The sequence below is a fragment of the Bacteroides cellulosilyticus genome, assembly GCF_020091405.1.
In the GTDB taxonomy this organism is placed as follows: domain Bacteria; phylum Bacteroidota; class Bacteroidia; order Bacteroidales; family Bacteroidaceae; genus Bacteroides.
In genome coordinates, this window is the sequence record NZ_CP081903.1 from 6,673,565 (window position 1) to 6,699,281 (window position 25,717).

22 protein-coding genes and 1 pseudogene are annotated in these 25,717 nt (G+C 39.1%); 22 read left to right on the forward strand and 1 reads right to left on the reverse strand.

Going from position 1 to position 25,717, the window contains the following annotated elements; genetic code table 11:
- Positions 1-60: 60 nt before the first annotated feature.
- The 22 genes and pseudogenes from K6V21_RS25575 to K6V21_RS25680 all read left to right on the forward strand — a co-directional run bounded on the left by K6V21_RS25575 (position 61) and on the right by K6V21_RS25680 (position 23,826).
- Positions 61-1,656, forward strand: coding sequence for an ATP-binding protein (locus K6V21_RS25575; protein ID WP_224322097.1), 1,596 nt, complete (start codon positions 61-63; stop codon positions 1,654-1,656).
- A gap of 47 nt (positions 1,657-1,703) precedes the next feature.
- On the forward strand, positions 1,704-2,852 hold the full coding sequence (locus K6V21_RS25580) for an AAA family ATPase (RefSeq protein ID WP_224320327.1): 1,149 nt from the start codon (positions 1,704-1,706) through the stop codon (positions 2,850-2,852).
- Positions 2,845-3,348, forward strand: coding sequence for a hypothetical protein (locus K6V21_RS25585; protein ID WP_224320328.1), 504 nt, complete (start codon positions 2,845-2,847; stop codon positions 3,346-3,348). Before K6V21_RS25580 ends, K6V21_RS25585 begins: the two co-directional genes overlap by 8 nt.
- Before the next feature lie 76 nt (positions 3,349-3,424).
- Positions 3,425-4,006, forward strand: a complete 582-nt coding sequence (rfbC, locus tag K6V21_RS25590; RefSeq protein ID WP_224320329.1) for a dTDP-4-dehydrorhamnose 3,5-epimerase — start codon at positions 3,425-3,427, stop codon at positions 4,004-4,006.
- A gap of 2 nt (positions 4,007-4,008) precedes the next feature.
- Entirely contained in the window at positions 4,009-5,301 is a 1,293-nt protein-coding gene (locus tag K6V21_RS25595) for an acyltransferase family protein (protein ID WP_224320330.1), read from the forward strand.
- Between the two features lie 72 nt (positions 5,302-5,373).
- Entirely contained in the window at positions 5,374-6,909 is a 1,536-nt protein-coding gene (locus tag K6V21_RS25600) for a lipopolysaccharide biosynthesis protein (RefSeq protein WP_224320331.1), read from the forward strand.
- A gap of 36 nt (positions 6,910-6,945) precedes the next feature.
- Positions 6,946-7,947 carry a glycosyltransferase family 2 protein gene (locus K6V21_RS25605; RefSeq protein ID WP_224320332.1) on the forward strand — a complete coding sequence of 334 codons (1,002 nt, stop codon included), beginning with the start codon at positions 6,946-6,948 and terminating at the stop codon, positions 7,945-7,947.
- A 42-nt stretch (positions 7,948-7,989) separates the two neighbouring features.
- Positions 7,990-8,565 (forward strand): DUF1919 domain-containing protein, encoded by a 576-nt coding sequence (locus tag K6V21_RS25610; RefSeq protein ID WP_224320333.1) that lies wholly within the window; start codon positions 7,990-7,992, stop codon positions 8,563-8,565.
- Positions 8,566-8,606: 41 nt separating this feature from the next.
- Positions 8,607-9,662, forward strand: coding sequence for an acyltransferase (locus K6V21_RS25615; RefSeq protein WP_224320334.1), 1,056 nt, complete (start codon positions 8,607-8,609; stop codon positions 9,660-9,662).
- Between the two features lie 4 nt (positions 9,663-9,666).
- Positions 9,667-10,425: a glycosyltransferase family 32 protein gene (locus tag K6V21_RS25620; protein WP_224320335.1), complete on the forward strand. Its 759-nt coding sequence runs from the start codon at positions 9,667-9,669 to the stop codon at positions 10,423-10,425.
- A gap of 35 nt (positions 10,426-10,460) precedes the next feature.
- Positions 10,461-11,318 (forward strand): glycosyltransferase, encoded by an 858-nt coding sequence (locus K6V21_RS25625; protein ID WP_224320336.1) that lies wholly within the window; start codon positions 10,461-10,463, stop codon positions 11,316-11,318.
- The gene (locus K6V21_RS25630; protein ID WP_224320337.1) at positions 11,315-12,316 is read left to right on the forward strand and encodes an acyltransferase family protein; all 1,002 of its coding nucleotides are present in this window, start codon (positions 11,315-11,317) and stop codon (positions 12,314-12,316) included. Before K6V21_RS25625 ends, K6V21_RS25630 begins: the two co-directional genes overlap by 4 nt.
- Position 12,317: 1 nt before the next feature.
- Complete coding sequence (locus K6V21_RS25635; protein ID WP_224320338.1) at positions 12,318-13,553, forward strand: hypothetical protein; 1,236 nt, start codon at positions 12,318-12,320, stop codon at positions 13,551-13,553.
- Between the two features lie 15 nt (positions 13,554-13,568).
- On the forward strand, positions 13,569-14,342 hold the full coding sequence (locus K6V21_RS25640; protein ID WP_224320339.1) for a glycosyltransferase family 32 protein: 774 nt from the start codon (positions 13,569-13,571) through the stop codon (positions 14,340-14,342).
- 11 nt (positions 14,343-14,353) lie between these two features.
- The gene (locus K6V21_RS25645; RefSeq protein WP_224320340.1) at positions 14,354-15,724 is read left to right on the forward strand and encodes a hypothetical protein; all 1,371 of its coding nucleotides are present in this window, start codon (positions 14,354-14,356) and stop codon (positions 15,722-15,724) included.
- 183 nt (positions 15,725-15,907) lie between these two features.
- The gene (locus K6V21_RS25650) at positions 15,908-17,149 is read left to right on the forward strand and encodes a glycosyltransferase family 4 protein (protein ID WP_224320341.1); all 1,242 of its coding nucleotides are present in this window, start codon (positions 15,908-15,910) and stop codon (positions 17,147-17,149) included.
- Between the two features lie 5 nt (positions 17,150-17,154).
- Positions 17,155-18,258, forward strand: coding sequence for a phosphotransferase (locus K6V21_RS25655; protein ID WP_224320342.1), 1,104 nt, complete (start codon positions 17,155-17,157; stop codon positions 18,256-18,258).
- Positions 18,255-19,340, forward strand: coding sequence for a glycosyltransferase family 4 protein (locus K6V21_RS25660; protein ID WP_224320343.1), 1,086 nt, complete (start codon positions 18,255-18,257; stop codon positions 19,338-19,340). The genes K6V21_RS25655 and K6V21_RS25660 overlap by 4 nt, the downstream gene beginning before the upstream one ends.
- A 200-nt stretch (positions 19,341-19,540) precedes the next feature.
- Positions 19,541-19,888, forward strand: a complete 348-nt coding sequence (locus tag K6V21_RS25665) for a hypothetical protein (RefSeq protein ID WP_224319009.1) — start codon at positions 19,541-19,543, stop codon at positions 19,886-19,888.
- Positions 19,861-20,844 (forward strand): annotated as a pseudogene (locus tag K6V21_RS25670) (IS3 family transposase); the annotation flags it as partial. The gene K6V21_RS25665 and the pseudogene K6V21_RS25670, both read left to right, overlap by 28 nt.
- A 296-nt stretch (positions 20,845-21,140) precedes the next feature.
- A complete protein-coding gene (locus K6V21_RS25675; RefSeq protein ID WP_224320344.1) occupies positions 21,141-22,445 on the forward strand; it encodes an ATP-binding protein in 1,305 nt (434 codons plus the stop codon).
- Positions 22,446-22,743: 298 nt separating this feature from the next.
- On the forward strand, positions 22,744-23,826 hold the full coding sequence (locus K6V21_RS25680) for a DUF1972 domain-containing protein (protein ID WP_224320345.1): 1,083 nt from the start codon (positions 22,744-22,746) through the stop codon (positions 23,824-23,826).
- A gap of 161 nt (positions 23,827-23,987) precedes the next feature.
- On the opposite strand, the gene K6V21_RS25685 is transcribed toward K6V21_RS25680, so the two are convergent.
- On the reverse strand, positions 23,988-25,709 hold the full coding sequence (locus tag K6V21_RS25685) for a glycosyl hydrolase family 18 protein (protein ID WP_224320346.1): 1,722 nt from the start codon (positions 25,707-25,709) through the stop codon (positions 23,988-23,990).
- Between the last annotated feature and the right edge of the window lie 8 nt (positions 25,710-25,717).

The following is a 25,717-nucleotide window of genomic DNA, read 5'->3' on the forward strand; positions in this document are numbered from 1 at the left end:
GAGAAAACGGGCGGATTTTGTTACTTTGCCAATAAACCATACGTGAAGGAGGAAACAGATATGATGCAGCGACGACTTTATCCGATAGGGATACAGACTTTCTCAGAAATCCGGGAAAAGAACTATTTGTATATTGACAAGACAGGATACGTTTATAGAATGACGAATTCCAACTCTAAGTATGTGTTTCTGAGCCGTCCGCGCCGCTTCGGAAAAAGCTTGCTCACCAGCACGCTTCATTCTTATTTCGAAGGCCGGAAAGAACTGTTCGAAGGTCTTGCCATAGAGGGACTGGAGACGGAATGGACCCGGTATCCGGTGCTTCATTTCGACATGAGCACGGCGAAGCACGTGAACAGGGAGCAACTGGAACAGGAATTGAATCTCAAGTTATTGAAGTATGAAAAAATCTATGGCAGAGAAGAAGGTGAAATAAATGCCAATCAGCGCTTGCAAGGTCTTATAGGACGTGCTTATGCTCAGACCGGCCGGCAGGTTGTTGTTTTGATAGACGAATATGACGCCCCGCTTCTCGATGTGATGCATGAAGAGAAGAACCTGCCCACGCTTCGGAACGTAATGCGGAATTTCTACAGCCCGCTCAAGGCGTGCGACCCTTATTTGCGTTTCGTGTTCCTGACAGGTATCACGAAATTCTCTCAACTGAGCATCTTCAGCGAATTGAACAACATCAAGAATATCAGCATGGATGAACCGTATGCCGCTATTTGTGGCATTAGCGAAGAGGAAATGCTGACCCAAATGTCCGATGATCTTAATCTTTTGGCTGACAAGCTGAAGGTTACCCGCGATGAAATCATTGGTCAGCTGAAAGGGAACTATGACGGCTATCATTTCACCTGGCCGTCGCCCGACCTATACAATCCGTTCAGCCTGCTGAATGCTTTTGCCGATGGCAAGATGAACTCTTATTGGTTCGGCAGCGGCACGCCTACCTATCTGATAGAAATGCTGAACAAGTATGGCGTTGCTCCCCAACAGATAGGAGGACGGAAAGTATTTGCCACAGCTTTCGATGCTCCAACGGAACGGATGACGGATATTACCCCGTTGCTCTACCAGAGTGGCTATGTCACCATAAAGGACTACTCTTCGTTGACAATGCTTTATACACTCGACATTCCCAATAAGGAAGTGCGCATCGGACTGATGCAGAGCCTGCTTGCCAATTATCTGCACCGATATACCAACGACGGTCTCACCACCGTGGCTTTGCTGTACGAAGCTATTGTCGAAGAAAGGTTGGACGATGCCCTGCGCCTGTTGCAGACTTTCCTTTCCACCGTTCCCAAGTGCGACAATACCGATTATGAGGGTCATTATCAATCCTTGCTCTATGTCATATTCAGCCTTCTGGGTATGTACGTCGATGTGGAGGTACGCACGCCTCGTGGTCGTGTAGACATGGTGATGCGCACGCACGCCATTCTTTATGTAGTGGAGCTGAAACTGAACAAGAGCGCCGACGACGCCATGCAGCAAATCGATCTGAAGAATTATCCTGAACGCTTCGCCCTGTGCGGACTGCCGATAGTAAAAGTAGGAATTAACTTCGACAGTGAACGGAAGACATTGGGGGAGTGGAAGATAGAAGGGAAGGGTGAAAATATGGACAGGAATGACATTAATTACTGAAATAGCACTATATTTGCAGTAATTAGCAGTTCATAAAAATCTCACAAATGACAATGCAGAAGTTGAAAGTAAAAAATTTGGGTCCGATAAAAGAGGCGGATGTTACGCTCGGCGACCTCACTATATTGGTGGGTGAACAGGCAAGCGGAAAAAGCTTGTTCCTGCAAGTGATGAAGCTGCTGTTGGACAAGACCCATATTCTCAATACATTGGAGAAATACAACTACGTGGTCAATAAAAGTCCGGAGAACATCCTGACACTTTATTTCGGTGAAGGCATGTCCGGGGTGTGGACTGATGAAACGTGCATTGCCAACATGGATACAGAAATCTGCAAAAAGAGTTCTCTGTTGGAAAAGGATGGAATGGACAAGGAATCTCTTTTCTATATTCCGGCACAACGTATCCTGAGTATTTCGGACGGGCGTCCTAAGAATTTTATGGAATTTGATGCCTCTACTCCCTACGTGCTGAGAACTTTCAGTGAAACTCTACGCTTGTTTTTTCAGAGTGGGCTAAATGCTGACGGAGTTGTTTTTCCTGCGCATGAGGAAATGGACACCTCTTTTGACGAGAGCATCTTTCATGGCGGACGCATTGTGGCGGACGAGAGTTCGGGACAGAAAAAAATGCGGATGGAAATTGATGGAATGAGTGTGCCATTCATGACCTGGAGTGCCGGACAAAAGGAGTTTATGCCGCTATTGATGGCTTTCTATTGCCTGTATGGTCATTATTCAGCCGTAGCTCCCAAAGAGAAATATGAATATGTGGTGCTGGAAGAACCGGAAATGGGACTTCATCCGCAAGCAATAAAGACTATTATCCTGCAAGTGCTGGAGTTGATACAAATGGGATACAAAGTGGTTATCTCCACTCATTCTCCTGTTTTTCTAGAATTTGCATGGGCTTTTAATTTACTGAACAGCCATGTAAAAGAGGAAAAAAATGAAGCTTTGCTTGAAATGTTTGATTTGAGCAGTGCAAGATCCATAAAGGATAAACTGAACAGCATCTTCAACAAGTCTGTCCATACTTATTATTTTGCACGTAAATCAGGCAAGGTGCACTCATTAGATATAACCTCTTTGGATGCAGGAGATGATAACCCCGATATTTCCGAATGGGGAGGAATATCGCAATTTGCCGGCAGGGTATCTGAAATCGTAGCTAAATATATGAGTGCAGATGAATAAAAAAGGAGCATATACGGCAACAAAGAAGAATTCGGCAAAAGGAATATCTCTATTTGAAGAGGCCATAAACGCCACTCCAGATGTCACAGGAAAGTATCAAAAAGGATTGGCGGCTTTGGGTAATTACAGTACCAAGATAGAGATTGAGAATTCTCAACTGATAGACGGAAGTCTTGATATTGATAAGACTGTCAAACAGCTATATCCGGAAGATGCTCGCTGGGATTATGCAGTATCATATAATGGAAAGGTCTATTTTATAGAAGTACATCCGGCAATGACTTGTGAAGTTACAAAAATATTAGAAAAATTGGCTTGGTTGAAACAATGGTTACAGCAGCAGGCTCCACTCATAAATAAGATAAAGGCGGAGGTGCCATACCATTGGGTGCAAGCTTCCAATTGTATGATTTTACCTACATCGCCACAATATCGGCGGTTGGCTGCTGCGGGATTGTTTCCTAAAAGAAAGTGTAAATTGCCCATTAAGATGTAGTATCAATCATTTTCAATCCGAAGGTTTCTATACCCCATTATATCTTTAAAATTAAACCTTTCATCTTTTAAAAACAGTGTTTATACAAAAGACAAACGTAGAGGGTTTGGCCATCATTGAGCCATGCCTTCTCAAAGACGCACGCGGTTACTTCTTCGAGTCTTTCTCCCAACGGGAATTCGAAGAGAAAGTACGCAAGGTGAATTTCGTGCAGGACAATGAGAGTATGTCATCATACGGAGTACTTCGAGGGCTTCATTTTCAGAAGCCGCCTTTTGCGCAAAGTAAACTGGTGCGTTGCGTAAAAGGCAGCGTACTTGATGTGGCGGTTGACATTCGCAAAGGATCGCCCACATACGGTGAGCATGTGGCTGTAGAATTGTCAGAGGATAATCATTTGCAATTCTTCATTCCCAAAGGTTTTGCCCATGGTTTTGCTGTACTGAGTGAGGTAGCCGTATTTCAATACAAATGTGACAACTATTATGCTCCACAAGCTGACGGTGGAATCAGTATCTTGGATGAAGGTATAGGGATAGACTGGAAAATACCGGTTGATAAAGCGATACTTAGCGAAAAAGATATGAAGCATCCGTTACTGGGGGAGTTTGAGAGTCCGTTTGAATACAGTGCCAATCTATACCCCGAATTCGAATAAGCATGAATATACTTATTACAGGAGCCAACTGGCACACACGTCCTCGATTTCGCAAAGGCATCAGGCACTTTGGGCATCCGAATCCCTTATTGGACGGAATCTCAGAAACAACATATCAACAATCTGAAAAAGCGGCAGTCGCACAAAATATGGAAACGAAACGAGATTTGTATTTAGATATAGCAAAGGGAATTTGTATTATTCTAATGGTACTTGGCCATAGCGGATGTCCTGAGTGGATGAACCGTTTCATGGTTTTGTTCAGAATGCCCTGCTTTTTTTTCATCAGCGGCATTTTGTTGAGTGACAGATACCTAACCGACGTTAAAGGAGGAATCTGCAAGAAACTGAAAGGATACTACCAGCCTTATGTCAAATGGACGCTAATTTTTCTGTTGCTACACAATACATTCACTTATCTACACATTTACGAAACGAGTTATACATGGCAGGAAACAGCCATAAAAATAGTACGTACCATTATTATGACCGGCGGAGAACAGTTGCTGGGTGGATATTGGTTCTTAATCTCGCTAACCTGGGCTTCCATAGGCACTATCGTTATTTTAAGCGCACTTCGAAATAAAAACAAATTAACAAACGTCCATATATGGGAGGGGGTAATTTTAGCTGTGCTAATTGCTTCGACAGAGCATTTGCTGCCATTTAAACTACCAGCCCAGTTTGGGCCACAAACATTCCTGGCATTGGCATTTTTCATGAGTGGTTACATTTACCGCAAGAGCGGATTGAACAAAAGCAAACATCTGTCTCAATTATACGTACTTTTGCTTTTAATTCCGGCTATTGTTTCCGTATTCGCAGATTTGTCAATGTCAACGGCGGAAGCGCTATCCGGAGGGTATTTTGTAGTTGCATTGTCGGGAATAATTGGTTTTATACAATTGGCAAAGAAGCTCGAACATGACAAAGTTGTGGCATTGTTCAACTACATCGGAAACAAGACTCTGTATATCCTGACTTTCTACTTCCTTGCTTTCAAACCAATCAGCTATATTCTTATAAGATTGAATGGCCTGCCAATTTCTGACCTCTCGCAATTCCCTGTCTTGAAAGAGACAAGCAGTTGGATGTGGACAATCTATACAGTTGCCGGTATCTGCCTGCCGTTATTGGTTTGGGAGTTGTTCCACCTTCCTTTTTTGAGGTTTAAGAAAATAAAAAATAAATCTAACTACTATGAATCTCTATCTCTGCTGATTTGGGAATTGAAAAATAAAGTAGTTAAGTGTTTGATGAATCTTACACACACTAATCACTTCCGGAAAGTATAAAAGTATTGTCTCCTATCATTCTTGGGCAACTTAATACCTCTAAACAGAATACTAACATAAACCTCTTACCATATGCAAGAATCTCGTGTTAAGAAAAGCCTACTGAATGCACGAATCAACCTAATTTGTTATTTCGTATCGTTAGCAGTAGCCTTCTTTACTCGCAAAATATTCCTTGATCGGTTAGGAACAGAATTTATCGGTTTTACTGGCACCTTGCAAAGTCTGTTAGGCTTCCTAAATATGGCAGAATTAGGCGTTAGCAGTGCTATCGGTTACGTTCTCTATAAACCCATTTTTGATGATGACCATTCTAAAATAAACGAAATAATTTCCGTATTTGGCTATCTGTACCGTTGCATAGGTTTATTCATCATTGGGGCGGGATTTATCTTGTCGCTATTCCTACCCCTGATTTTCCCTAATACAGATTTCTCGTGGGGAGTAATTTATCTGGGGTATTATTCTTATTTGACTTCTTCATTATTGACTTATTTCGCAAACTATAAAATGACATTACTTTCTGCCGACCAGCGCAATTACGAAGTAATGGGGTACTACCAAACGGTTGTTTCAATGAAGATGCTCATGCAAATGGCATTAGCTTATTTCGTATGCAGCTTTTCTTTATTCCTTGTCACTGAATTGGCATTCGGAATTCTTTATTCAATAGTTTTGAATATGCGTATTCGTAAGGTTTACCCTTGGCTACAAGCTGATGTAAAGATTGGTAAGCGGTTATTTAAGAAATACCCTGAAATAGGTAAATATATCAAGCAATTATTTGTGCACAAGATAGGTTCATTCGTACAATCACAAGTAACTCCATTTCTTATTTACTCCTATGTGACATTGCCTATGGTAGCTGTTTATGGTAATTATACACTGATAATCCAGAAACTCCAAGGACTATTAGGTAGCGTACTTGATAGTACGAATGCCGGCGTGGGGAATCTTATCTCTCAAGGAAATCAAAATATCATATACCGAACCTATAAAGAGTTACTCTCATTCAGAGCTTTTTGTGCAGGATATTTTAGTATCATAACCTATACATTTATCAATCCGCTCATCTCTATATGGCTTGGTAAACAGTATATGCTCGATGATTACATTGTATTTTTGATTATAGCGCAATTATATCTAAGTATTCAACGTGGAGTAAATGACCAGTTCTTATTTGGATACGGATTGTTTTATGATACTTGGGCACCGATTGTCGAATCAATAATCTTCGTACTAGTCGCAATACTTGGAGGAACTCTGTGGGGACTTTGTGGCGTATTGATGGGCCCCATCATTTCCATAATAAGTATAGTCTATATTTGGAAACCGATTTTCTTGTTTAGACGAGGGTTCAAGAAGGGAGTCTGGAGATATTGGGGATTGCTAATTGTGAATATCATAATAACATATACTATATGGATAACGACTAAGCACATATTTTCTCTATTTGATTCGTCACGCTATTTAAATAATAGCTGGTCTGATTTCTTATTGGGAGCTTTTCTATTTTCAACTATTTGTTTCCTACTTTATTTCATCTTACAAATAATATGTTTTTCCGAATTTCGGATGCTTATCCTGAGATTGACCAAAAAAAAATGACCATTTCTATGAGTTTTATACAAAGTCTAAAACAAGATGTCTACACCTAAAGTTTCAGTTATCATTCCAGTCTATAATGTAGAACCTTACATTGAACGATGTGCCCGAAGTTTGTTTGAGCAGACTTTGGAAGAAATAGAATATATCTTCGTTAACGACTGCACGCCTGATGCTTCTATGCGGATACTACAAAATGTATTGGGAGATTATCCGCAGAGGAAGAACCAAATAATAATCATCAACCAGCCGTACAATATGGGAGCTGCCAAAGCTCGTGAAATAGGCATAAAGGTTGCCAGCGGAGAGTATATCATCCATTGTGACAGCGACGATTGGGTGGATAAAGAAATGTATCGCACCATGTATGAAAAAGCGGTGAAGAGTAGATTAGACTGCGTACTTTGTCGCTCGATATATTATACAGACGGTAGTTCACATAAGATGATAAAATATACTTTTAAAGAAGACAAGATGAAGTTCATTGCCGAACTTATTTATGGCAGAACATCTGTCAGTCTTTGTAACAGACTGGTTAAGAGAGATATTTATCAACTCCATGATTTCATATATCCTACCGATCACATGATGGAAGACAGAGTCTATTCTATTCAAATTTCTTATTATGCCCAGTCACATGGCTGTGTTGATAGTCCTTTCTATTATTATTATCAACGCTCCGATTCGGTGTGCGGCAACACCTCTAATGAGGGAATGCTGCACAACTTCCATCAAGCAAGTGCAAATTTTGCAATTATAGAGCATTTTTTGCGAGAAAAAAAACTGCTAAGCGAATACAAGGATGCTCTATTCCATTTTGAGTTTGTAGTGAAAGGCTTCCTTATTCCATTGCTGAAAAAAAACAATAAATATCGCCGTCTGTGGATGAACAGTTTTCATAGGGGAATAAGCAGAATATGGTTGTCCAGATCAATACCATGGATAATGAAAGTTATCTCATTCTTCATCGTAATCGGAGCCTATCCTGCCATTTACAAGCTATCGCACATCAGAAGAAAATTAACCAAACAAAACAAGTAAGTTATGACTTGGAACAATATTCAATGGAAACTACGAATGTTAATGTTTGACTGTTATCAAATATCAACAAGCAAGATAGATAAAAACATTTCAATATTTTGTAATAACTGCATAGGAGCATTTGTTGCGCATGACTTTCGACTTCCATTCAATTCTCCTACGGTAAACCTGATGATACCTCCATCCGACTTTATTGAGTATATTGCCAACCTCGAATATTACACCAATGCGCCCATCGAACCAACAAAATCCGACCAATCATGGCCAATTGCTTTGCTGGGAGGTAAAGTACATATACATCTAATTCATTACAAAACAGTTGAGGAAGGGGTTCTCGCTTGGCGGCGGCGAGAGATACGTATTAATGCGAAACGGATGTATTTCGTACTAATCGAAACCGACGGTTGTACCTACGAAGACCTGGAACGCTTCGACCAATTACCCTACAAAAACAAAGTAGCCCTAACCCACAAGTCCTATCCACAAATCAAATGTGCTCATTATATAAAAGGATATGAAAATCAGAATGGAGTAATTGATTCTTATCGTTTCCACAAGATACTTCCGTTACGAATTTATGACCAATTCAATTGGATGAAGTTCTTAAAACAAGTATAAGTATATGATACCTAAAAAATAATTATCAAAATATATACATAATGGTTATAGCCAAAGAAATAAATAAGCCAAGACGAGAGATGAATATTGAACTATTTAGAATATATTGTATATTCTTTATTGTTTTCGGGCATCTATATGGTAGTTATTTACAAATAAATCCAAGCAGCTGGCTATTTAGTATTACAAAGCTATTGGGTTGTTGTGGTGTAGATGGATTTATTTTTATTACGGGTTATTTTTTAGTCAATGCGAAGTTCAAGATGGAGCGAATATTTCGTGTACTGATAGAAGCAACCTTTTATACCGTAGCAATCAATATAGTTTTGATAGCTATAGGAAATAAAGAAGTCACTATATTTGAACTTCTGAAATCATTTTGGATATTGGGGCCAACTCATTTTAACTTATGGTTTATCACCAAATACTTGGCTTTATTGGTAATGCAACCTGTACTTTCAAAGATAGCATGTTCTTTCACAAAGCGTCAGTATCAAGTAGCGTTAGCTGTACTTTTGTTGTTCAATCTTGATTTTATTTATGGATTTCCGTTCGGTGATCAATTGGGCGGACCTTGGAGTCTTATGTGGTTTGTATGTATTTTCTTCGTTGCTGGTTATGTGAAATTATACGGATTGGGAAAGTTGAATACAAGTTTGAGGTGGAATGTGGTGCTATTCTTTATTCTGGGAATAGTCTCAATATTCTTATCTGATTTTCCAATAATATCGTTAGAGTATAATTCTCCGATCACATTTGCAAAGTCTGTGATAGCCTTTTTAATTTTCAAGAACTGTAACATTATGCAAGGAGGAGGAATTCACTATATTTCACCACATATTCTCAGTGTTTACATCATACATCAACATTATTGGTTAATTCCGATTATCACGACTTTTACAGCATCTATCATGCCAGAACAGACTTCTCCATTGCGAACGCCATTTCTGTTAATGATTACATCAGCAATTTTTACGGCATGCGTATGTATTGATAAATTAAGAATGCTATTGTTTAAATTCATCGGCTTAGACCGTCTCGTAAGTATTACATCCGAGAAATGCACTAATATTATTTCCAATTTTATAAATAAATAGAGATATGATTCCTAAAAAAATACACTTTTGCTGGTTGAGCGGAGATGAATATCCGCCGCTAATTAAGTACTGTATAGATACCTGGCACAAAATATTACCGGATTATGAAATTGTGCTTTGGGATACCAAGCGCTTTGATATAAGTTCAGTACCTTGGGTAAAAGATGCCTATGAAGCCAAAAAATTTGCTTTTGCAGCTGACTATATCCGTGTTTATGCTTTATACACAGAAGGAGGAATTTATCTTGATTCAGATGTTGAAATGATAAAATCATTCAATCCACTGCTAAACTACAAATCGTTTTTAGGATACGAAGCTTCTACTCATGGCATTGAAGCTGCCATTATGGGAGCAGAACCCGGCATGTCATGGTGTAAGAAAGCTTTAAACTTTTATGAAGAACGACGATTTTCTATGGAATATATAAGAGAGAATGGATTCCTAGCCCCCAATGTAATAAAAATGGCTTTGCAAAAAACTTATCCGAACGAAAAAATAGAATCGGGTAAAAAGGAAGTGAATATCAATGATGGAGAATTACTGATATGTCCGGCCAATTATTTTTCTCCCATAAAATATGACATAGAAAAATGTTATTTGGATGGGAAAAATAATGCCGACAAATATAAACGTGATCCACATACATTCTGTATCCACCGCTTTAACGCATCATGGACAACTAGACCTTCTCGCAAATTACAGTTATGGGATTATTTAAAAAAACGATTACAAGAAACATTGGCTTCACTTTCTAAAAAGTAACCAGCAATAAAGTAATTTTCTATATTAAATGTTATATGTTAATCCCAATAATCTTACTTAATTATAATTCTTCGGAAGATTGCCGTAAATGTATTGGCTTTTTAAAACGTCAACAAGGTGTCGAATTAGAAATCATCATCGTAGATAATTGTTCTCAAGATGAAGACCGGGAACAAATAAGGTTACTATGCAGGGAACATGATTGCACTTTCATTCCTGCCTATGAAAATCGAGGGTACAATGCCGGTAACAACATCGGCCTTCGTTACGCAGCCACCCATAACTACAAATATGCACTAATAGCTAATCCAGATATGGAGTTTCCACAAACTGATTATATAGCAAAGATGGTAGATGCAATGGAAAAACGCCCTAACGTAGTAGTGTGCGGAAGTGACATTGTAGGACCAGAGGGTATTCATCAAAATCCAATGGAACGTGACGGTAATTGGCAAAGTAGTGTCTATTGGTTATTCGGTATGTTAAAATGGAAAAAGTCAATCAACAACTCTATGCCTACTATTCGTTTCTGCAATAGCCAATATTGTTACAAAGTATCCGGATGCTGCCTATTAGTACGCATAGACTATATGCGAAGCATAAATTATTTCGACGAAAATGTTTTTCTTTATACAGAAGAGGCTATTTTGGCTAAACAGATAGAACGTGACAACAAACAAATGTATTACTTAGCTGAAGCACGAGCAATACACCGTCATATAAAAAGTGAAAAAGGAGATCCGATAAAACATATTCGCCAATGGAAAAAATCGCGCATTTATTTTATCAAGTATTACAGTAGTGATACGTGCATGGGAAAGCAAATATCCATCATTACTATGCGCTTATATGTAGCTATTATAACAATAATATTGAGATTAAAAAAAAGATGAGAGAACGTACCCAATATATTGATATAGCAAAAGGAATATCCATTATCTGCATCGTATTGCTCCATTTCGAAGATGGGTTATTTCCACAACAACTGAACACATTCATTGGCTCCTTTATGATTTCAATGTTTTATATAGTTGCCGGATGGATTGACGCACTACACCACGAACAGCGCACGCTGAAAGAATTAATAAAAAAACGGTGGAGGCAACTTGGTATACCATATATATTGTGGACAATCATAATCCTTGTTTTCGACTGTATACTGTGGACTTTAGATTATTATGACAATTATTTCATAGGAAGAGAGGTGTACAAAACACTAACTCTCCGTGGGATAGGTACATTATGGTTTCTTCCTGCATTGTTCAGTGGAGAAATTTTGTGGTACATTATACGCAAAAAAAAAAGCATATCAATAATATTAATCACTCTTGCACTGATATTGGTATATCAACATTTTTATTATAATATTTTCGATGGGCGTACCGATTCTTCAAGTAAGATTATTGAGGCACCATTCCGTACTGTAAGTAATGTGTTATCCGCTTGGATTGGAATTGCTACAGGGTATGGATTTTGCCGGATGCGCTTATCATATCCCGTTTTGTTTAACAACAAAAGCAAACAAATCTGCTTCGGACTATTGCTATGCCTCATCGCATATTATACTGCCAATTACTGGCCAATCCCATTCTTGTGGGGACTATTGGCTCCTCTCTTAGGTCCTATTGGAATAATACTCATAATAATGGCTATCGAAAAGTGGAGTATATTAGCCTACTTCGATTACTGGGGGCGTCATTCCCTGATACTAATGGTTACGCACTATTCAATTATACAGGTAATCTGTGAAATAATAAATAAGACCATATATAATGAACCTCATTTAACCGGCTATCACGCTCTCTATTTTTTTATCGTCACAATGATAGTCGAGTATTTTATTGCAGAACTTATACATCGCAGGATGCCATTCTTATTAGGCAAACATTAATATGAACAAGATTCTTAAATATATATCGCTACTATTCTCGGCACAGAGCTATACGTTACGCAATTTCACTACATTTCTTCTATTGCTATTTTGTATTCAGTATATTCCTATTGAAAGTCGTGCAGGAGTCAGTTGGCTGAAAGTTGCTGTAATGGCAATCTGCCCTTTCATTTTCTTACTGAAAACAGCGAAAATATCTAAGGCGCTATATCTGGCTACAATTTATCTGAGCATAATGTGGATTGTCAGTCTGATTCATTATGAAACGTTCAGGGCAAGTACTTTAATTTATACCACACTATTCCTTTTACTATATGCTACTTACTATAATTTATTGTATTGTAACCATGTCTTTGATATTGATTATTTCATCAAATTATTAAAAGGTTTAATACTAGCCTATTCTGTCTGTTTGTTAATTCAACAATTTTTTATTTTGATAGGAATTGTTCAATTCCCAATTATTAATCTTGTACAGGTTCTTAATCGAAGCTTTGGAGCAAACTCTCTATCGTTTGAACCATCTTCCTCCGCACGTATTATGGCGGTAGCCTATTTAGGATTATTACGAATGTATGAACTCAAAAAGGGACGGTTACCTAACATCAAAGAACTGTTTCAAGAATTAAGATGGTCAAGTATCGGCTTTCTTTGGGCTATGTCGACTATGGATAGTGGTACAGCTTTTGTTGCATTAGGAATACTATCTATCCTATTCATAAAGAGGCAATATTTACTTAGTATCGTTCCTACACTTATAGCTATATATTTCATTATTCCTTCTATTGAATTTGAGCCTCTTCAGCGTGCTCGTAACGCCGTAGAAGTAACATTAACGCTTGAAACAGAAAGTGTAATAGAAACAGATGGCAGCGCAGCAACACGCATAACTCCGTTGATTAACACAATTAAAAACATTGATCTGTTCAATTTAAATTCATGGGTTGGATATGGCGCAGATTATGTCAAGAGATTTAAAGGACCTGTGGAACAAATGAAAAAACAAATGATAGGAAGAATCCAAGAGTTTGGTCTTTTTAGTTTCATCATTATGCAAATGCTTATTTTTTCTTGTGCTATTCGAAAGGTTTTGTCAGTAGAGACATTATTGTGGCTTTTCCTTTTCAGCATGACATTCGGGAATGTGTCCTATACTTGGGGTGCTATTATGATATTCACTGCTGTACGCTATTTCCAAGAACAATATGAACAAGAATTATTAGTAATTACTGAATAAATTAATTTTCTCCAAATGATTCCTGAAATAATTCATTATTGTTGGTTTGGCGGCAAAGAAATGCCAGCCAAAGAAAAATTGTGTATCGAAAGCTGGAAGAAGTATTTCCCAAAATATAAGTTCATAAAGTGGAATGAAGAAAATTTCGACTTAAACTCCTCTACTTTCTGTAAGCAAGCTTATGACATGAAAAAATATGCTTTTGTCAGTGATTATGTACGTACTAAAGTTCTTTATGAATATGGTGGATTATATTTTGATACAGATTACGAAGTATTAAAACCTATAGATACATTAATAAAGGGTAATAACAATGTTTTAGGATGGGAAAATCACTCGAATATTGGTACGGCGTTTATGGCTTTTGAAGCAAAACACTTCGTAATGAAACGTTTCCTGGAATATTACAATACTCATTCTTTCATAGATAAAAAGGGACGTATAGATAATACCGCCAATGTTTCTATATTAACCGATATTCTTATAGCTGATGGAGCAAAGTGTGACCGCACATTGCAAATAATAAAAGATTTGATTATATATCCAAGAGAATATTTCTATCCTAAACGACTTGGTGAAAACCAATTCAGACTATCTGATGACACTTATGGTATACACCATTACTCTATGAGCTGGCTCACTGAACGTCAGAAGCGAAGAGGAAATAATATATTTTGGGTAAAAGTGATGCGTCCATTGCTAAAAAAATGCCGCAGTCTTTTCCTAAAAATAATAGGAAAAGAATCAGTTCGTACACTCGAAATCAGAATAAGAAACTTCATGAAATAATCATAGTAGCGATGAATAAACATTGGGATAAAAAACATGGAACCATATTGATGGATTTAATAAAAGAGTTAGATAAAAATCAAGTCAGATACTTCATTCTTCGAAATTATGAAGGTTTGCCGGAGACTAACCAGTCGAAGGATGTAGATATTATTGTGGAGCCTTCCAAAGTTAAAATTGCTAATACAATTCTGCCAAGTATCTATAAGCAGCATGGACTGTCGCACTTGTATATGATACGATTTACCGACGTTTATTGTTGGCATGGCATGGATATAGAGCAGCATTTAAGTATTCATATTGATATTATCGGAGGTTATCGAGTAAAAGGATGTGAAGTCTTCACATTTGATGAACTCTATGAACATACATCTGAATACAAAGGATTCAAAGTAGTTGATCCATTATATGAAGGAGTGATGGTATTTGTATACAAACAATTCGGGTATAAAACCCCTAAACTAAAAGAGGAATACAAGCAAGTCATATCTAAAACGAATCAGCTCTATCCTGAATTTACCTCCATACTTCAGAGAATTTTAGGAGATAAACTAGCACAAGTCGAACTGGAATTCATTGTTCAAGGAGATTATGACAAGTTGTTATCGAAGCATAAGGAACTAACCCAACAGTTACGCCACTACGCATTGAGAAAAGCCCCCTTATCGTGTTTAATTCATACCATGAAGTTCTATGCGTTGAAGTTATGTCGATTGGTATTATGTCGTCGTAGGTATGTAAAGTCCTTCTCTGTGATGGCTCCTGACGGAGCGGGCAAAACAACTTTTTTGAATAGCCTTGTAGAAGAAATGGCCTTCTATTTCACAAAAGATACAAGTTGCGGGCATATTTATCATTTCCGCCCTACTATTCTGCCTAATTTGGGAGAAATAGGAGAAAAAGTGGGGATAATGGAACAAGACACCAACTATTCCGTTCCTCATCGCGCAAAACCAGTAGGTATAATGAGTTCTTTCACAAGGATTACTTACTACTGGATTGATTATATATTGGGATGGTTCATAGTAACAACGAAAGATATTCTGCACGATCGTTTCACAATCTTCGACCGTTATGCTTATGACTTAATTGTCGATCCAGGTCGTACACGGCTCAATTTGCCCATATGGATCAGGAAAAAATTTGTAAAATTTATGCCGGAACCTCGTTTGTCTTTTTATATCAAAGTGGCCCCCGAAGAGATTTATCGCAGAAAACAGGAATTGCAATTGGATGAGATTAAACGGCAAGTATCTGACTACGAGAAATTGGTCTCTACTAATAAACGTATACTCCCAATTGACGGAAATCGTCCAGTGCAGGAAATGGTAAACGATGCAATTAAAATGATTTTAGACCAGTTTACAATAAAATTAAAATAATATGCAACTATGGAAAACGAAAAAATAAATCAGAGAAGATGCTCTTTTTCTCTATTATCATTCCAGTATACAATGGTCTTTCCTATATTATATTGCGTATTTTCTACATTAACAATTCCCTTGTTTAGAATACTCAGATATATTCACCGCTACAAGACTGCAAAACGAAGAAATAAGGAATAAATGGAAAAAGATAAACTTAAATTATTTATCTCCGCCTACGCTTGTGAACCGGATTTAGGTAGCGAAATCGGTGTGGGCTGGCATTGGGTACTGGAGATGTCCAAGTACTTTGAGCTATGGGTATTAACTCGCAAGAGCAATCAACATACTATCGAACCTTGGATTACTAAACATCCCAAATACAACCATATACATTTCCTTTATTACGACTGGCCCAAATGGGCACGGTTTTGGAAAAAAGGTTTGCGAGGTGTACGCACTTACTACAATATCTGGCAGTATTGCACTAATGACATCGTGAAACGAACAATGCAGAAAAATGACATTCACATATTCCATCACCTTACTTACGGCAATGTACTCTGGAAGGTGAGTAAATATGGACAAACGCAATTTTTCGTATGGGGACCAGTTGGTGGATTAGAGAGTATTCCTTCAGAATACTCCCGTCATTACAATAAGAAATCGCAAATCATAGAGAAAATCCGGAGGATAGCAATATCAGCAACATTTTATAACAGAGGTTTTAGACAACGTTGTAAACAGGCTAATCTAATTCTTTGTAAGACAGAAATAACCCATAAGCGAGTACCACAGAAGTACGCAAACAAAGCAATTCTTTTTACTGATGTGGCAGCAGATATTATCAACACACCAAGAGTATCCCAAAAGAAAAATGATACGATTGAATTTATCACTGTAGGACATCTGGATGCATGGCGAGGTTTTGACCTAACGATTGAAGCTATGGCAGAAGCTATAAAAGAAAATACTCATCTTCATTTGACAATCGTTGGGGATGGATCGGACAAGAAAAGACTTGAAGAACTTATTAAAAAATTTAAGTTGGAAAAGGCTGTGACACTTACAGGAAAAGTTCCTATGGAAACTTATAAAACAATGATGGATAGAGCAGATGTTGTGATTAACGCTGCCCTAAAAGAGGGTGCTGTTACCGTATCATTCGACTGCATGGCTATGGGTAAACCGTTGATTTGTCTGGATACCACCGGTTACACCCGCTACTTTACCAATGAATATGCCATCTTAATTCCGCAAACCGGAAGAAAAGAAGTCATCCGGAATATAAAAGACGGAATATTACGTCTCACAGACTCAAAAGAACGGGAAGTACTGGGACAAAGGGCACAAGAAACCTCCTTCAAATTCTCATGGGAGAATCACGGGAAAGAAATTCGCGATGCGATTGTCAAGGCTTATATATCTTATTCTTCTAAATAAAATAAATGCAAGTCGATTCTATTTTAGAACGTTTTCTAATAAAGGGAACAGGTAAACATCTATATCGTTTTTCTAATGCTGACGGTAAAACCTGGCTGATGCCTGCACATAATATGCAGGTGGCAATGAATCTTTACCAGCCCAGCGGACGAAATGGAAAAATGGTGAAAGCGTTACTTCCGCGGCTACACCGTCTACCATTCGTTCCCAAAGTCATCCATGCGAAAAGTGTGTATTATGACATAAATAATGAGTTGAAGCGGTTGTTTTATCAGTTATTCCACGAAGCGGAGATCGATTTTTCGATTTTCTGCGGTACTCCTTGTGTACATCAGAAGATTACAATGCAAATCAGCAAAGACAAACGTATTTTAGGCTATTGCAAGGTGACGGACAGTGAGAATATTGCTACTTTGTTCAAAAGCGAAGCCCATATTCTAAAAGAGTTGAATCAAAAAGGATTAAAGGAAACACCAGTATGCATGTTCTGCGGAGAAACAACAGATGGAATAAAGTTGTTCGTGCAAAGTACAGTAAAAACCCGGAATTCACAAGTTGTGCATAAATGGACAGCATTACATGAAGATTTTCTTGACAGACTCTATAAAAGCACCCATCAACTCATTACTTTTGAGCAAAGTGATTACTACCGGACATTAACTGATTTACAGTTGCATATCGAATGGCTTCCCCAAGAAGTGGATGTCACATTGGTAACGACTGGCATTAATCGGATATTGTTGCAATACCAAAAACAGGAAATGGATTTTTCTACCTATCACGCTGACTTCACTCCATGGAATATGTTTATGGAGAACGGACAATTATTTGTATTCGATTGGGAATATGCACGGCTTACCTACCCTCCCAAGTTAGATAAATATCACTTCTTTACTCAAACGGCATATTTTGAGAAGCATTGGAGCGTTTCACAGATTATCGAATATATAAATTCAGAAAATGGAAAATGGATAGACCGGGAAATGTATTCACTCTATTTATTGGAGATAATATCCCGTTTCGCTATTCGTGAGAAAGGGAACATAAACAGAGAAATGGTTAAATCATTTCAAACCTGGATATCCTTACTAAAATATTTACAGGAATGAACCGTATTATCTGTTTCCACCTCTTTAACGACTACAGTGGCAGTCCCAAAGTACTAAAAATGGTGCTGGAAGGCTTACTCCAAAAGGGGTATCAAGTAGATTTAATATCTTCCAAAGGTGGCACACTGGATGAATTACTGCATTACAAGAACTTGCGTAAGTACTCTTACTCTTACCGTTTTTCCAATAATCCAGCAATAACAATACTGCGCTATAGTACTGTACAGATTTACACCTTTTTATTGGCGTTCCGCTGGCTATTCCATAAAGATGTGGTATTCTACATCAACACTTTACTTCCTATCGGACCAGCATTAGCCGGGCGCATCATGGATAAACACGTAGTTTATCATTATCACGAGAACGCATTTGCAAAGGGGGCATTCTATAAGGCACTGGCTACTGCCATGCAGAAGTTAGCACATGAAATCATCTGCGTATCAGAATATCAAGCATCATTCCTGCAACGGAAAAAAGGTGTAACAGTTGTACCCAATGCTCTGCCAAAGAATTTCGTAAACAGACTGACTCCCAATCTTCAAACAGCCTTTGAGCGAAAACAGATTTTAATGCTCGGTTCATTGAAATTGTATAAGAGTCCACTAGAGTTTATCGAACTCGCACAAAGATTACCACAGTTTACTTTTGAATTAGTGGTGAACGATACGCAGGAAAACATTAACTGCTTTATGAAGGAACACAAGATAAATATCTGCAAAAACCTGACCATATATCCTCGACAGAATGATGTTGTACCTTTCTACAATCAGGCTTCACTCGTTTTGAATCTTTCCGATAAAGAACAGGTAGTAGAAACATTCGGACTGACGGCATTGGAAGCAATGACTGCCGGATTGCCAGTGATAGTGCCCACAGAAGGAGGAATTGCAGAAATGGTTGTAGACGGAGAGAACGGTTACAAGATAGACGTACAAGAACTGGATAAAATAGCCAATGCCATCAAGAATATTCTATCGGATAAAGCACTATACACACTATTGGCAACTAATGCTTTAAAATACTCTGAAAAATTTAATGCTGGCAATATGATTGGACAAATTACAAAAGTACTCGCCACATAAAAAACAGGCCACTTTCTGAGCCGCTGCATAATGTTGCACCTCAAAAAGTAGACACTGGAAGGTAGAAAAAAGATAGAGATTGGTTATCTTCGTAAGTGGATAAAGGAAGCGCCCTGTAGAGAGGGGGTAGCCCGAACGAAAGGGCGCTTCCTTAGCCCGTTTTGATTACCCCTGTCATCTACCGGAAAGGAGAAACTTTTATGGCAAAACATTTGAATCCATTGGAAAAAGAGTTCTTGATACGTAAGTTCAAGAGCAATTCCTTGATTAAGTTAAGTGACTTCTGTACAGTCAACAACATCTCTGACACAGCCTTCAAAAAATGGATAAGGCAGTATGATGAAGGTGGCTTAGAAGGTCTTGCGCGTGCTGACGCAGAGCTAAAGGGTGTTCTTCCTGAGGGTCTCAACCCTACGGAAGAAGCCTATAAGCGGGAGATTCTGCGACTCCGCATAGAGAACGAGCGTTTAAAAAAAAATTATGTGGTACGTCAGACCGAGGATGGGCAAACGGAGTATGTTCGTTTAAAGCCGAAGAATTTAAAATAGTCGATATGTTGTCAAGAGACTTTGCGATAGCGGATATCTGCCCCATGATGGGTGTGAGCCGTGCCGGCTATTATAAATGGAAGAGGCGTGAACCTTCTATGCGTGACATCACTAGGGAAGCGATGGTCGAAATCGTCGAACAGATCCATACGGAGCATCCGTCACATGGATACCGTTGGACGGCTGCTTATATACGTCATAATCTCAACCTCATTCTCAGTGACAACTTCGTCTATAAGTGCTTCCGATATCTTGGAATACAGTCTGAAACCTGCCACAAGGTGCATTATAAGCCTCGCAAGGTACGTGATCGATATCCTAATCTGATATTTTCCACATGGGATACGGTCGACCGTCCCCGCCAGGTGATAGTATCTGACATGACTGTACTTAAGTTCTGGATATTCTATTTTGAGCTGACTTTCTACTTTGACGTATTCACTAAAGAGATATTGTCCTGGAAGTTGGCCGAGCGTAGGGGCGCCCGTGAACAATATGTGGATGGATTGAAAGAGGTAGTGACCCTGTTGAAGGGCTCTTCCGAGTCTGTTGTACTTCATACGGATCAAGGCAGTGTTTATTCATCAATGGCTTATAATGACCTTATAAAAGATACTGTGATAGTAAGGTCTATGTCACGTGCCGGGAAACCCACAGACAATCCCGTAAATGAGGCTCTTAATGGATGGATAAAAGAGGAACTGATGATAGACTACCGAATTGACAATTGTCGTTCGCGCGATCAGGTAAGAACTGTTTTAGAGAACTACATGGAATACTACAATAAGCAGCGCCCCTGTTTTGCTATTGGGTATGATACTCCCGTAGGCTATCGGAAGAGATATTACAAAGGTGAATTAGACAGAAAAGACACTTTTTCTAAGAGGGAACTATCCGAATTACCGAAATTTGTACAGAAGAGGAAAAATCATGCTGATAATCAAAAGGTTGAATAAGATGTCTACTTTTAAAAAGAAAAACTTGTGAAAATAGATGAGAATGTCTACTTTCGCAAAAGAGAAATTAAGAAAAAGTGTAGTATTGACTACTTTTAAAAATAGTATTAACTAAAGATTATTTTTAGTGTCTACTTTATTGAGCTGGTACATAAAAATGGATCAATCATCGAAAAAATGCGCCAAACACCTTAATCTATCATCGAAAAAGTGTAATTTATCAGATAAAATATCATCGAAAAAGTGTATCTTTGCTGCGGACTATTTTTTGCCAAAGTATATTTAATCGCAATGATATGGAAAGAAAAATTATAGAAGAACTTAAGAAATGGAAAGATGAGCCCGGACGTAAACCACTCATCCTGTTGGGGGCACGTCAGGTAGGAAAGACTTGGGTAATGAAGCATTTCGGACAACTTGAGTTCGTAAATGTAGCTTATGTCAATTGCGATGAAGAACCCTTGGCGAAAGAATTGTTTGCCGCAGATTACAATATTCCAAGAATCTTATTAACGCTACAAGCGATAACCGGAACAAAAATAGAAGCAGGCAAGACACTGATTATTCTTGATGAGTTGCAAGAAGTCAAGCGTGGGTTGCACAGCTTGAAATACTTTCAAGAGAATGCACCCCAATATCATGTAATGGCGGCAGGTTCTCTGCTGGGCATAACAATCGGACGCGGTGAACCATTCCCTGTTGGAAAAGTCAACATTCTTCGAATGTATCCTCTTGATTTTGAAGAATTTCTGATGGCTGCAGGAGAGGATTCTTTGAGTAACCTCTTTCATCAGGCTGATTGGGAGCTGCTGAATATACTCCAGACCAAATACATCGACTTTTTGAGACAGTATTATTACGTAGGTGGAATGCCCGAGGTGGTGGCTGATTACGTAAAAAACCACGATTTGCAAAAAGTGAGAATTAAACAAAATGAAATACTCGACGCTTACCGACGTGACATTTCCAAACACGCCACCGCTACTGAGAGTATACGTATTGGTCAAGTGTTGCAATCTCTTCCTTCACAGTTGGCCAAGGAGAACAAAAAATTCATCTATAATGTACTGAAAAAAGGAGCACGTGCCACCGAATACGAGTTAGCCATCCAGTGGCTAATTGATGCCGGTATCGTCCATAAAGTTTGCAGGATAAAGGAGCTGCAAATGCCCGTGAAATTTTATGAAGACTTGGGAGCATTTAAACTATTCCTACTTGATTGCGGTCTGTTGGGTTGCATGACAGAAGCACCTGCCAGTCAGATGCTGGTAGGGAATAATGTATTCAAGGAGTTTAAAGGAGCCTTTACGGAACAATTTGTACTCCAGCAACTCGTTTCTATGGGTATTTCGACCTACTATTGGAGTAACGATTCGACCCCTGCCGAGATAGATTTCGTTATCCAAACGGACAAGCGTGTCATCCCCATCGAGGTAAAAGCCGAAGAGAATGTAAGAGCCAAATCCATGTCTGAATATATTAAGAGCCATCCGCAGTATGCATTGAAAGGATTACGCATATCAATGTTAGGTTATCAGGAACAAGATTGGATGGAGAATATTCCTCTGTTTGGTATTTCTAAATACTTTGCATCGAAATAACTTTCCGCTGCAATCTCGATTTGGATTTTCTGAAATAAGAACAAGCCTTGAACCCTTCTCTTCTTACGAAAAAGTAAAAGTAGTGCCCCTGTATGCACTATCGAACAAAATGTTGCAAGAATAAACAAAATAACGAAAGCGATATATTAGTTTTTGTTTAAATTTTCCTCCTATACTCCTTTAATAGCTTACTCAAAAAGATTCTGCAAGCAAAAATAATAGCAGAGAGAGATTTGCGCAGGAACTTCCTGCGTAATTCGTAAGCTATCCAATAAAAGCATCTAATCTTTTTATATTTATGAAACAAGTAGCTATCGTAGGCATCCAAGGTGTGCCTGCTAAATATGGCGGCTTTGAGACTTTAGTGGAGAACATTATCGGTGATAACTGTTGTCCCGAAGTCCGTTATACCGTTTTTTGTAGTGGTAAGGATTATGCCACACGCATGAAAACCTACAAAGGAGCACAACTGAAGTATATCCCGCTATTCCATGCCAATGGGATGCAAAGCACTCCTTATGATATCCTGTCGATGCTTAGATGTTTGCGAAGTTATGATACCGTAATCATATTAGGTGTGTCAGGCTGCATTTTTCTACCAGTCTTCAGACTGTTGTATCGGAAGCAATTAATAGTGAACATTGACGGGTTGGAACACCGAAGGGGCAAATGGGGTAAGTTTGCCAGATGGTTTCTGCGAACAAGTGAAGCGATGGCCGTACGCTATGCTGACGTAATTATAGCCGACAATAAAGGAATACAGGACTACGTATGGAATACGTATCATAAGAAAGCCGAATTAGTAGCCTATGGAGGAGATCATGCACAAAGAAATGTCACCGTAGAAAGACAGAACGAGATTCTGGGGCAATACGGAATCGCTCCTGGAAACTACGCCGTCAGTGTATGCCGTATTGAGCCGGAAAACAACTGTCATCTGATCCTGAAAGCCTTTGATACTTCTGGAAAGAATCTGGTGTTTGTGGGAAATTGGGAACGGAGCGAATACAGCCGACGGCTCAAAGAAGAATATTGCGGTCGGCAAAATATACAGATGGTAGACTCTGTGTATGACCTTGATATACTCTATGCACTGCGCAACCAATGCAGGTGCTATATCCACGGACATAGTGCAGGCGGCACAAACCCTTCGTTAGTGGAAGCTATGTTTTTCGGCAAACCGATTTTAGCTTACGACGTGATTTATAATCGTGAGACAACAGAAAACAAAGCTCATTACTTCAAAACAAGTGAAGAACTGGTAGAATTGCTACATGACAACCCCGAGGACGGATACAAGATGCGGGAGATTGCAAAGCAACATTATACCTGGGCTTTTATAGCTCAACAATATAAAGCATTACTTTCATCCCACAAATAACTAACCATCTTCACAAAAGAAAACTCATCAGTAAAATATTTTATAAGCTATCCGTACTTATCGAATTATTTATAGCGGCAAAGTGCCGGAAACAATCACCCTACCTGGTGATTGTTTCCGGTACTGTCTTTATAGAAGAGCCATAAGAAGGAAAACATTCATCATTTTCCTAACGTCCAGTTAATAGCATTCCTGAACATCTTCGTGAAGTCTTCCGTCTCATACAGCCTCTTGCTGTGCCCTATCTGGAAATAAACATTGCGCGCTTTTTTACCTTCGTTCACCCATACCACAGGATGATCGCCCATCTTGATGTCCGAAGCAGGCGTATAGGTAGCCTCATCAACACTGGCTAACACACGCACATTCAGACGTGGACTCTTGTCATAAGTGTACCACTCATCATCAGGCACCACGAAAGAAGCCTGCACTCCCTTCATCACCGGGTGTTTCTTATCCTCCACAATCACCGTACCATCAGCAAGCGGCGCTATATAATTCTGGAAACGTACACCGCCCATAAAATCAGAGAACCATTGCCACAAGGGAAAACCATCAAACTCACCCAGCAAAGTGGCATGATGGAAACCGATCCAACCGCCTTTACCTTCCTCTATATATTTAACGAAAGCATCTTCCGCCTCTTTCGGCCATGTATAAGGAGGATAATCCAACTGGATAATCAGATTGAACTGAGACAGATAAGTCTCCGTAATAGGTTTGGCATTGTTTATCTCGGTAATGCTGAAATTCATCTTTCCACTTTCATCGGTCAGCCACTTCAGACCCGCATCCGTAAATCCACCATGCTGACCACCTCTTTCCGTCAATACCAGCACCTTAGTTCTGTGCTTCTTACCAAGCAGATTCTCTGCCACCGTACGACGTAAATCTCCTTGCTCATTATCACCACTATAGTCCCAATACATACCACCCAATAAATCTCTATCCAGGATATATTGACACTTGATTGCCAGTGAACGGGCATTTTCAAAACCAAATACCAGCGTATCATTCTTATTAACCAGATAAGGAACCTGTGCAACCGTATCCCACTTTTCAGTATAATCACCACTGGTGCTTCCTACCTTATTAAAATCCTGGAAACTGGGATAGCCATCTCCACCACGGCCATAAAAAGGCATCCCCATCACCAGCATGGAAGGAGGTACACCGGCTTTCAGATGCGCAGTAACAGCCTCATCCGACGTAATGCCTCCGCTGTTTGCAGACCGATAAAGTGCCGAATGGTGTTTCGGGGCAGAGGCCATGTCATAAGCCATGATATTCACAAAGTTGATAAAAGGAAGAATAGCTTTGAAGTCGATATACTTCGCTGAAGCCACAGTGGCAAGTGTCAGTTCTTTCTGATCACCTATCGCTGCCCTGATATCTTTCATCAAAAGCGTAAAGTTCTCCGTGTCATCGGGTGAAGCTGAAATGTTCGCCATTGAACTCGTGGGATATTCCCAGTCGATATCGATGCCATCCAGGTCAAATTCCTTCACTACCCGGTCGCAATCCTTAGCAAATGCCCGGCGATATTCATCATTGGCAGCCATTTCACTGAAACGTCCGCTACCCCATCCGCCAACAGACAGAAGTACTTTCAATTCGGGATTTTGCTTCTTCAGGTCCACAATCTGTTTCAAGCGTTCTTCATTGTCAATCCTGACGCCATCAAAACTTTCGTTTACATGACCGAAAGCATAATTGATATGCGTCATGTACTGGGGGTCCGGCATGATGTCACTCCAGGAAGTTACATACGCCACAATCACTTTGGAACTCAAGGGGTTCGCTGTGCTTTCCCCCGACTTGGTGGTGCTGCATGAAGCCAATATGGCTAAAGCAACCGCCATCATCATTCTAATCTTCTTCATAAGTATTA

Coding starts and splice junctions, on each gene's coding strand:
- K6V21_RS25575 (WP_224322097.1), top strand. CDS start 61: ATGATGCAGCGACGACTTTATCCGATAGGGATACAGACTTTCTCAGAA.
- K6V21_RS25580 (WP_224320327.1), top strand. CDS start 1,704: ATGACAATGCAGAAGTTGAAAGTAAAAAATTTGGGTCCGATAAAAGAG.
- K6V21_RS25585 (WP_224320328.1), top strand. CDS start 2,845: ATGAATAAAAAAGGAGCATATACGGCAACAAAGAAGAATTCGGCAAAA.
- K6V21_RS25595 (WP_224320330.1), top strand. CDS start 4,009: ATGAATATACTTATTACAGGAGCCAACTGGCACACACGTCCTCGATTT.
- K6V21_RS25600 (WP_224320331.1), top strand. CDS start 5,374: ATGCAAGAATCTCGTGTTAAGAAAAGCCTACTGAATGCACGAATCAAC.
- K6V21_RS25605 (WP_224320332.1), top strand. CDS start 6,946: ATGTCTACACCTAAAGTTTCAGTTATCATTCCAGTCTATAATGTAGAA.
- K6V21_RS25610 (WP_224320333.1), top strand. CDS start 7,990: ATGTTTGACTGTTATCAAATATCAACAAGCAAGATAGATAAAAACATT.
- K6V21_RS25615 (WP_224320334.1), top strand. CDS start 8,607: ATGGTTATAGCCAAAGAAATAAATAAGCCAAGACGAGAGATGAATATT.
- K6V21_RS25620 (WP_224320335.1), top strand. CDS start 9,667: ATGATTCCTAAAAAAATACACTTTTGCTGGTTGAGCGGAGATGAATAT.
- K6V21_RS25625 (WP_224320336.1), top strand. CDS start 10,461: ATGTTAATCCCAATAATCTTACTTAATTATAATTCTTCGGAAGATTGC.
- K6V21_RS25630 (WP_224320337.1), top strand. CDS start 11,315: ATGAGAGAACGTACCCAATATATTGATATAGCAAAAGGAATATCCATT.
- K6V21_RS25635 (WP_224320338.1), top strand. CDS start 12,318: ATGAACAAGATTCTTAAATATATATCGCTACTATTCTCGGCACAGAGC.
- K6V21_RS25640 (WP_224320339.1), top strand. CDS start 13,569: ATGATTCCTGAAATAATTCATTATTGTTGGTTTGGCGGCAAAGAAATG.
- K6V21_RS25645 (WP_224320340.1), top strand. CDS start 14,354: ATGAATAAACATTGGGATAAAAAACATGGAACCATATTGATGGATTTA.
- K6V21_RS25650 (WP_224320341.1), top strand. CDS start 15,908: ATGGAAAAAGATAAACTTAAATTATTTATCTCCGCCTACGCTTGTGAA.
- K6V21_RS25655 (WP_224320342.1), top strand. CDS start 17,155: ATGCAAGTCGATTCTATTTTAGAACGTTTTCTAATAAAGGGAACAGGT.
- K6V21_RS25660 (WP_224320343.1), top strand. CDS start 18,255: ATGAACCGTATTATCTGTTTCCACCTCTTTAACGACTACAGTGGCAGT.
- K6V21_RS25665 (WP_224319009.1), top strand. CDS start 19,541: ATGGCAAAACATTTGAATCCATTGGAAAAAGAGTTCTTGATACGTAAG.
- K6V21_RS25675 (WP_224320344.1), top strand. CDS start 21,141: ATGGAAAGAAAAATTATAGAAGAACTTAAGAAATGGAAAGATGAGCCC.
- K6V21_RS25680 (WP_224320345.1), top strand. CDS start 22,744: ATGAAACAAGTAGCTATCGTAGGCATCCAAGGTGTGCCTGCTAAATAT.
- K6V21_RS25685 (WP_224320346.1), bottom strand. CDS start 25,709: ATGAAGAAGATTAGAATGATGATGGCGGTTGCTTTAGCCATATTGGCT.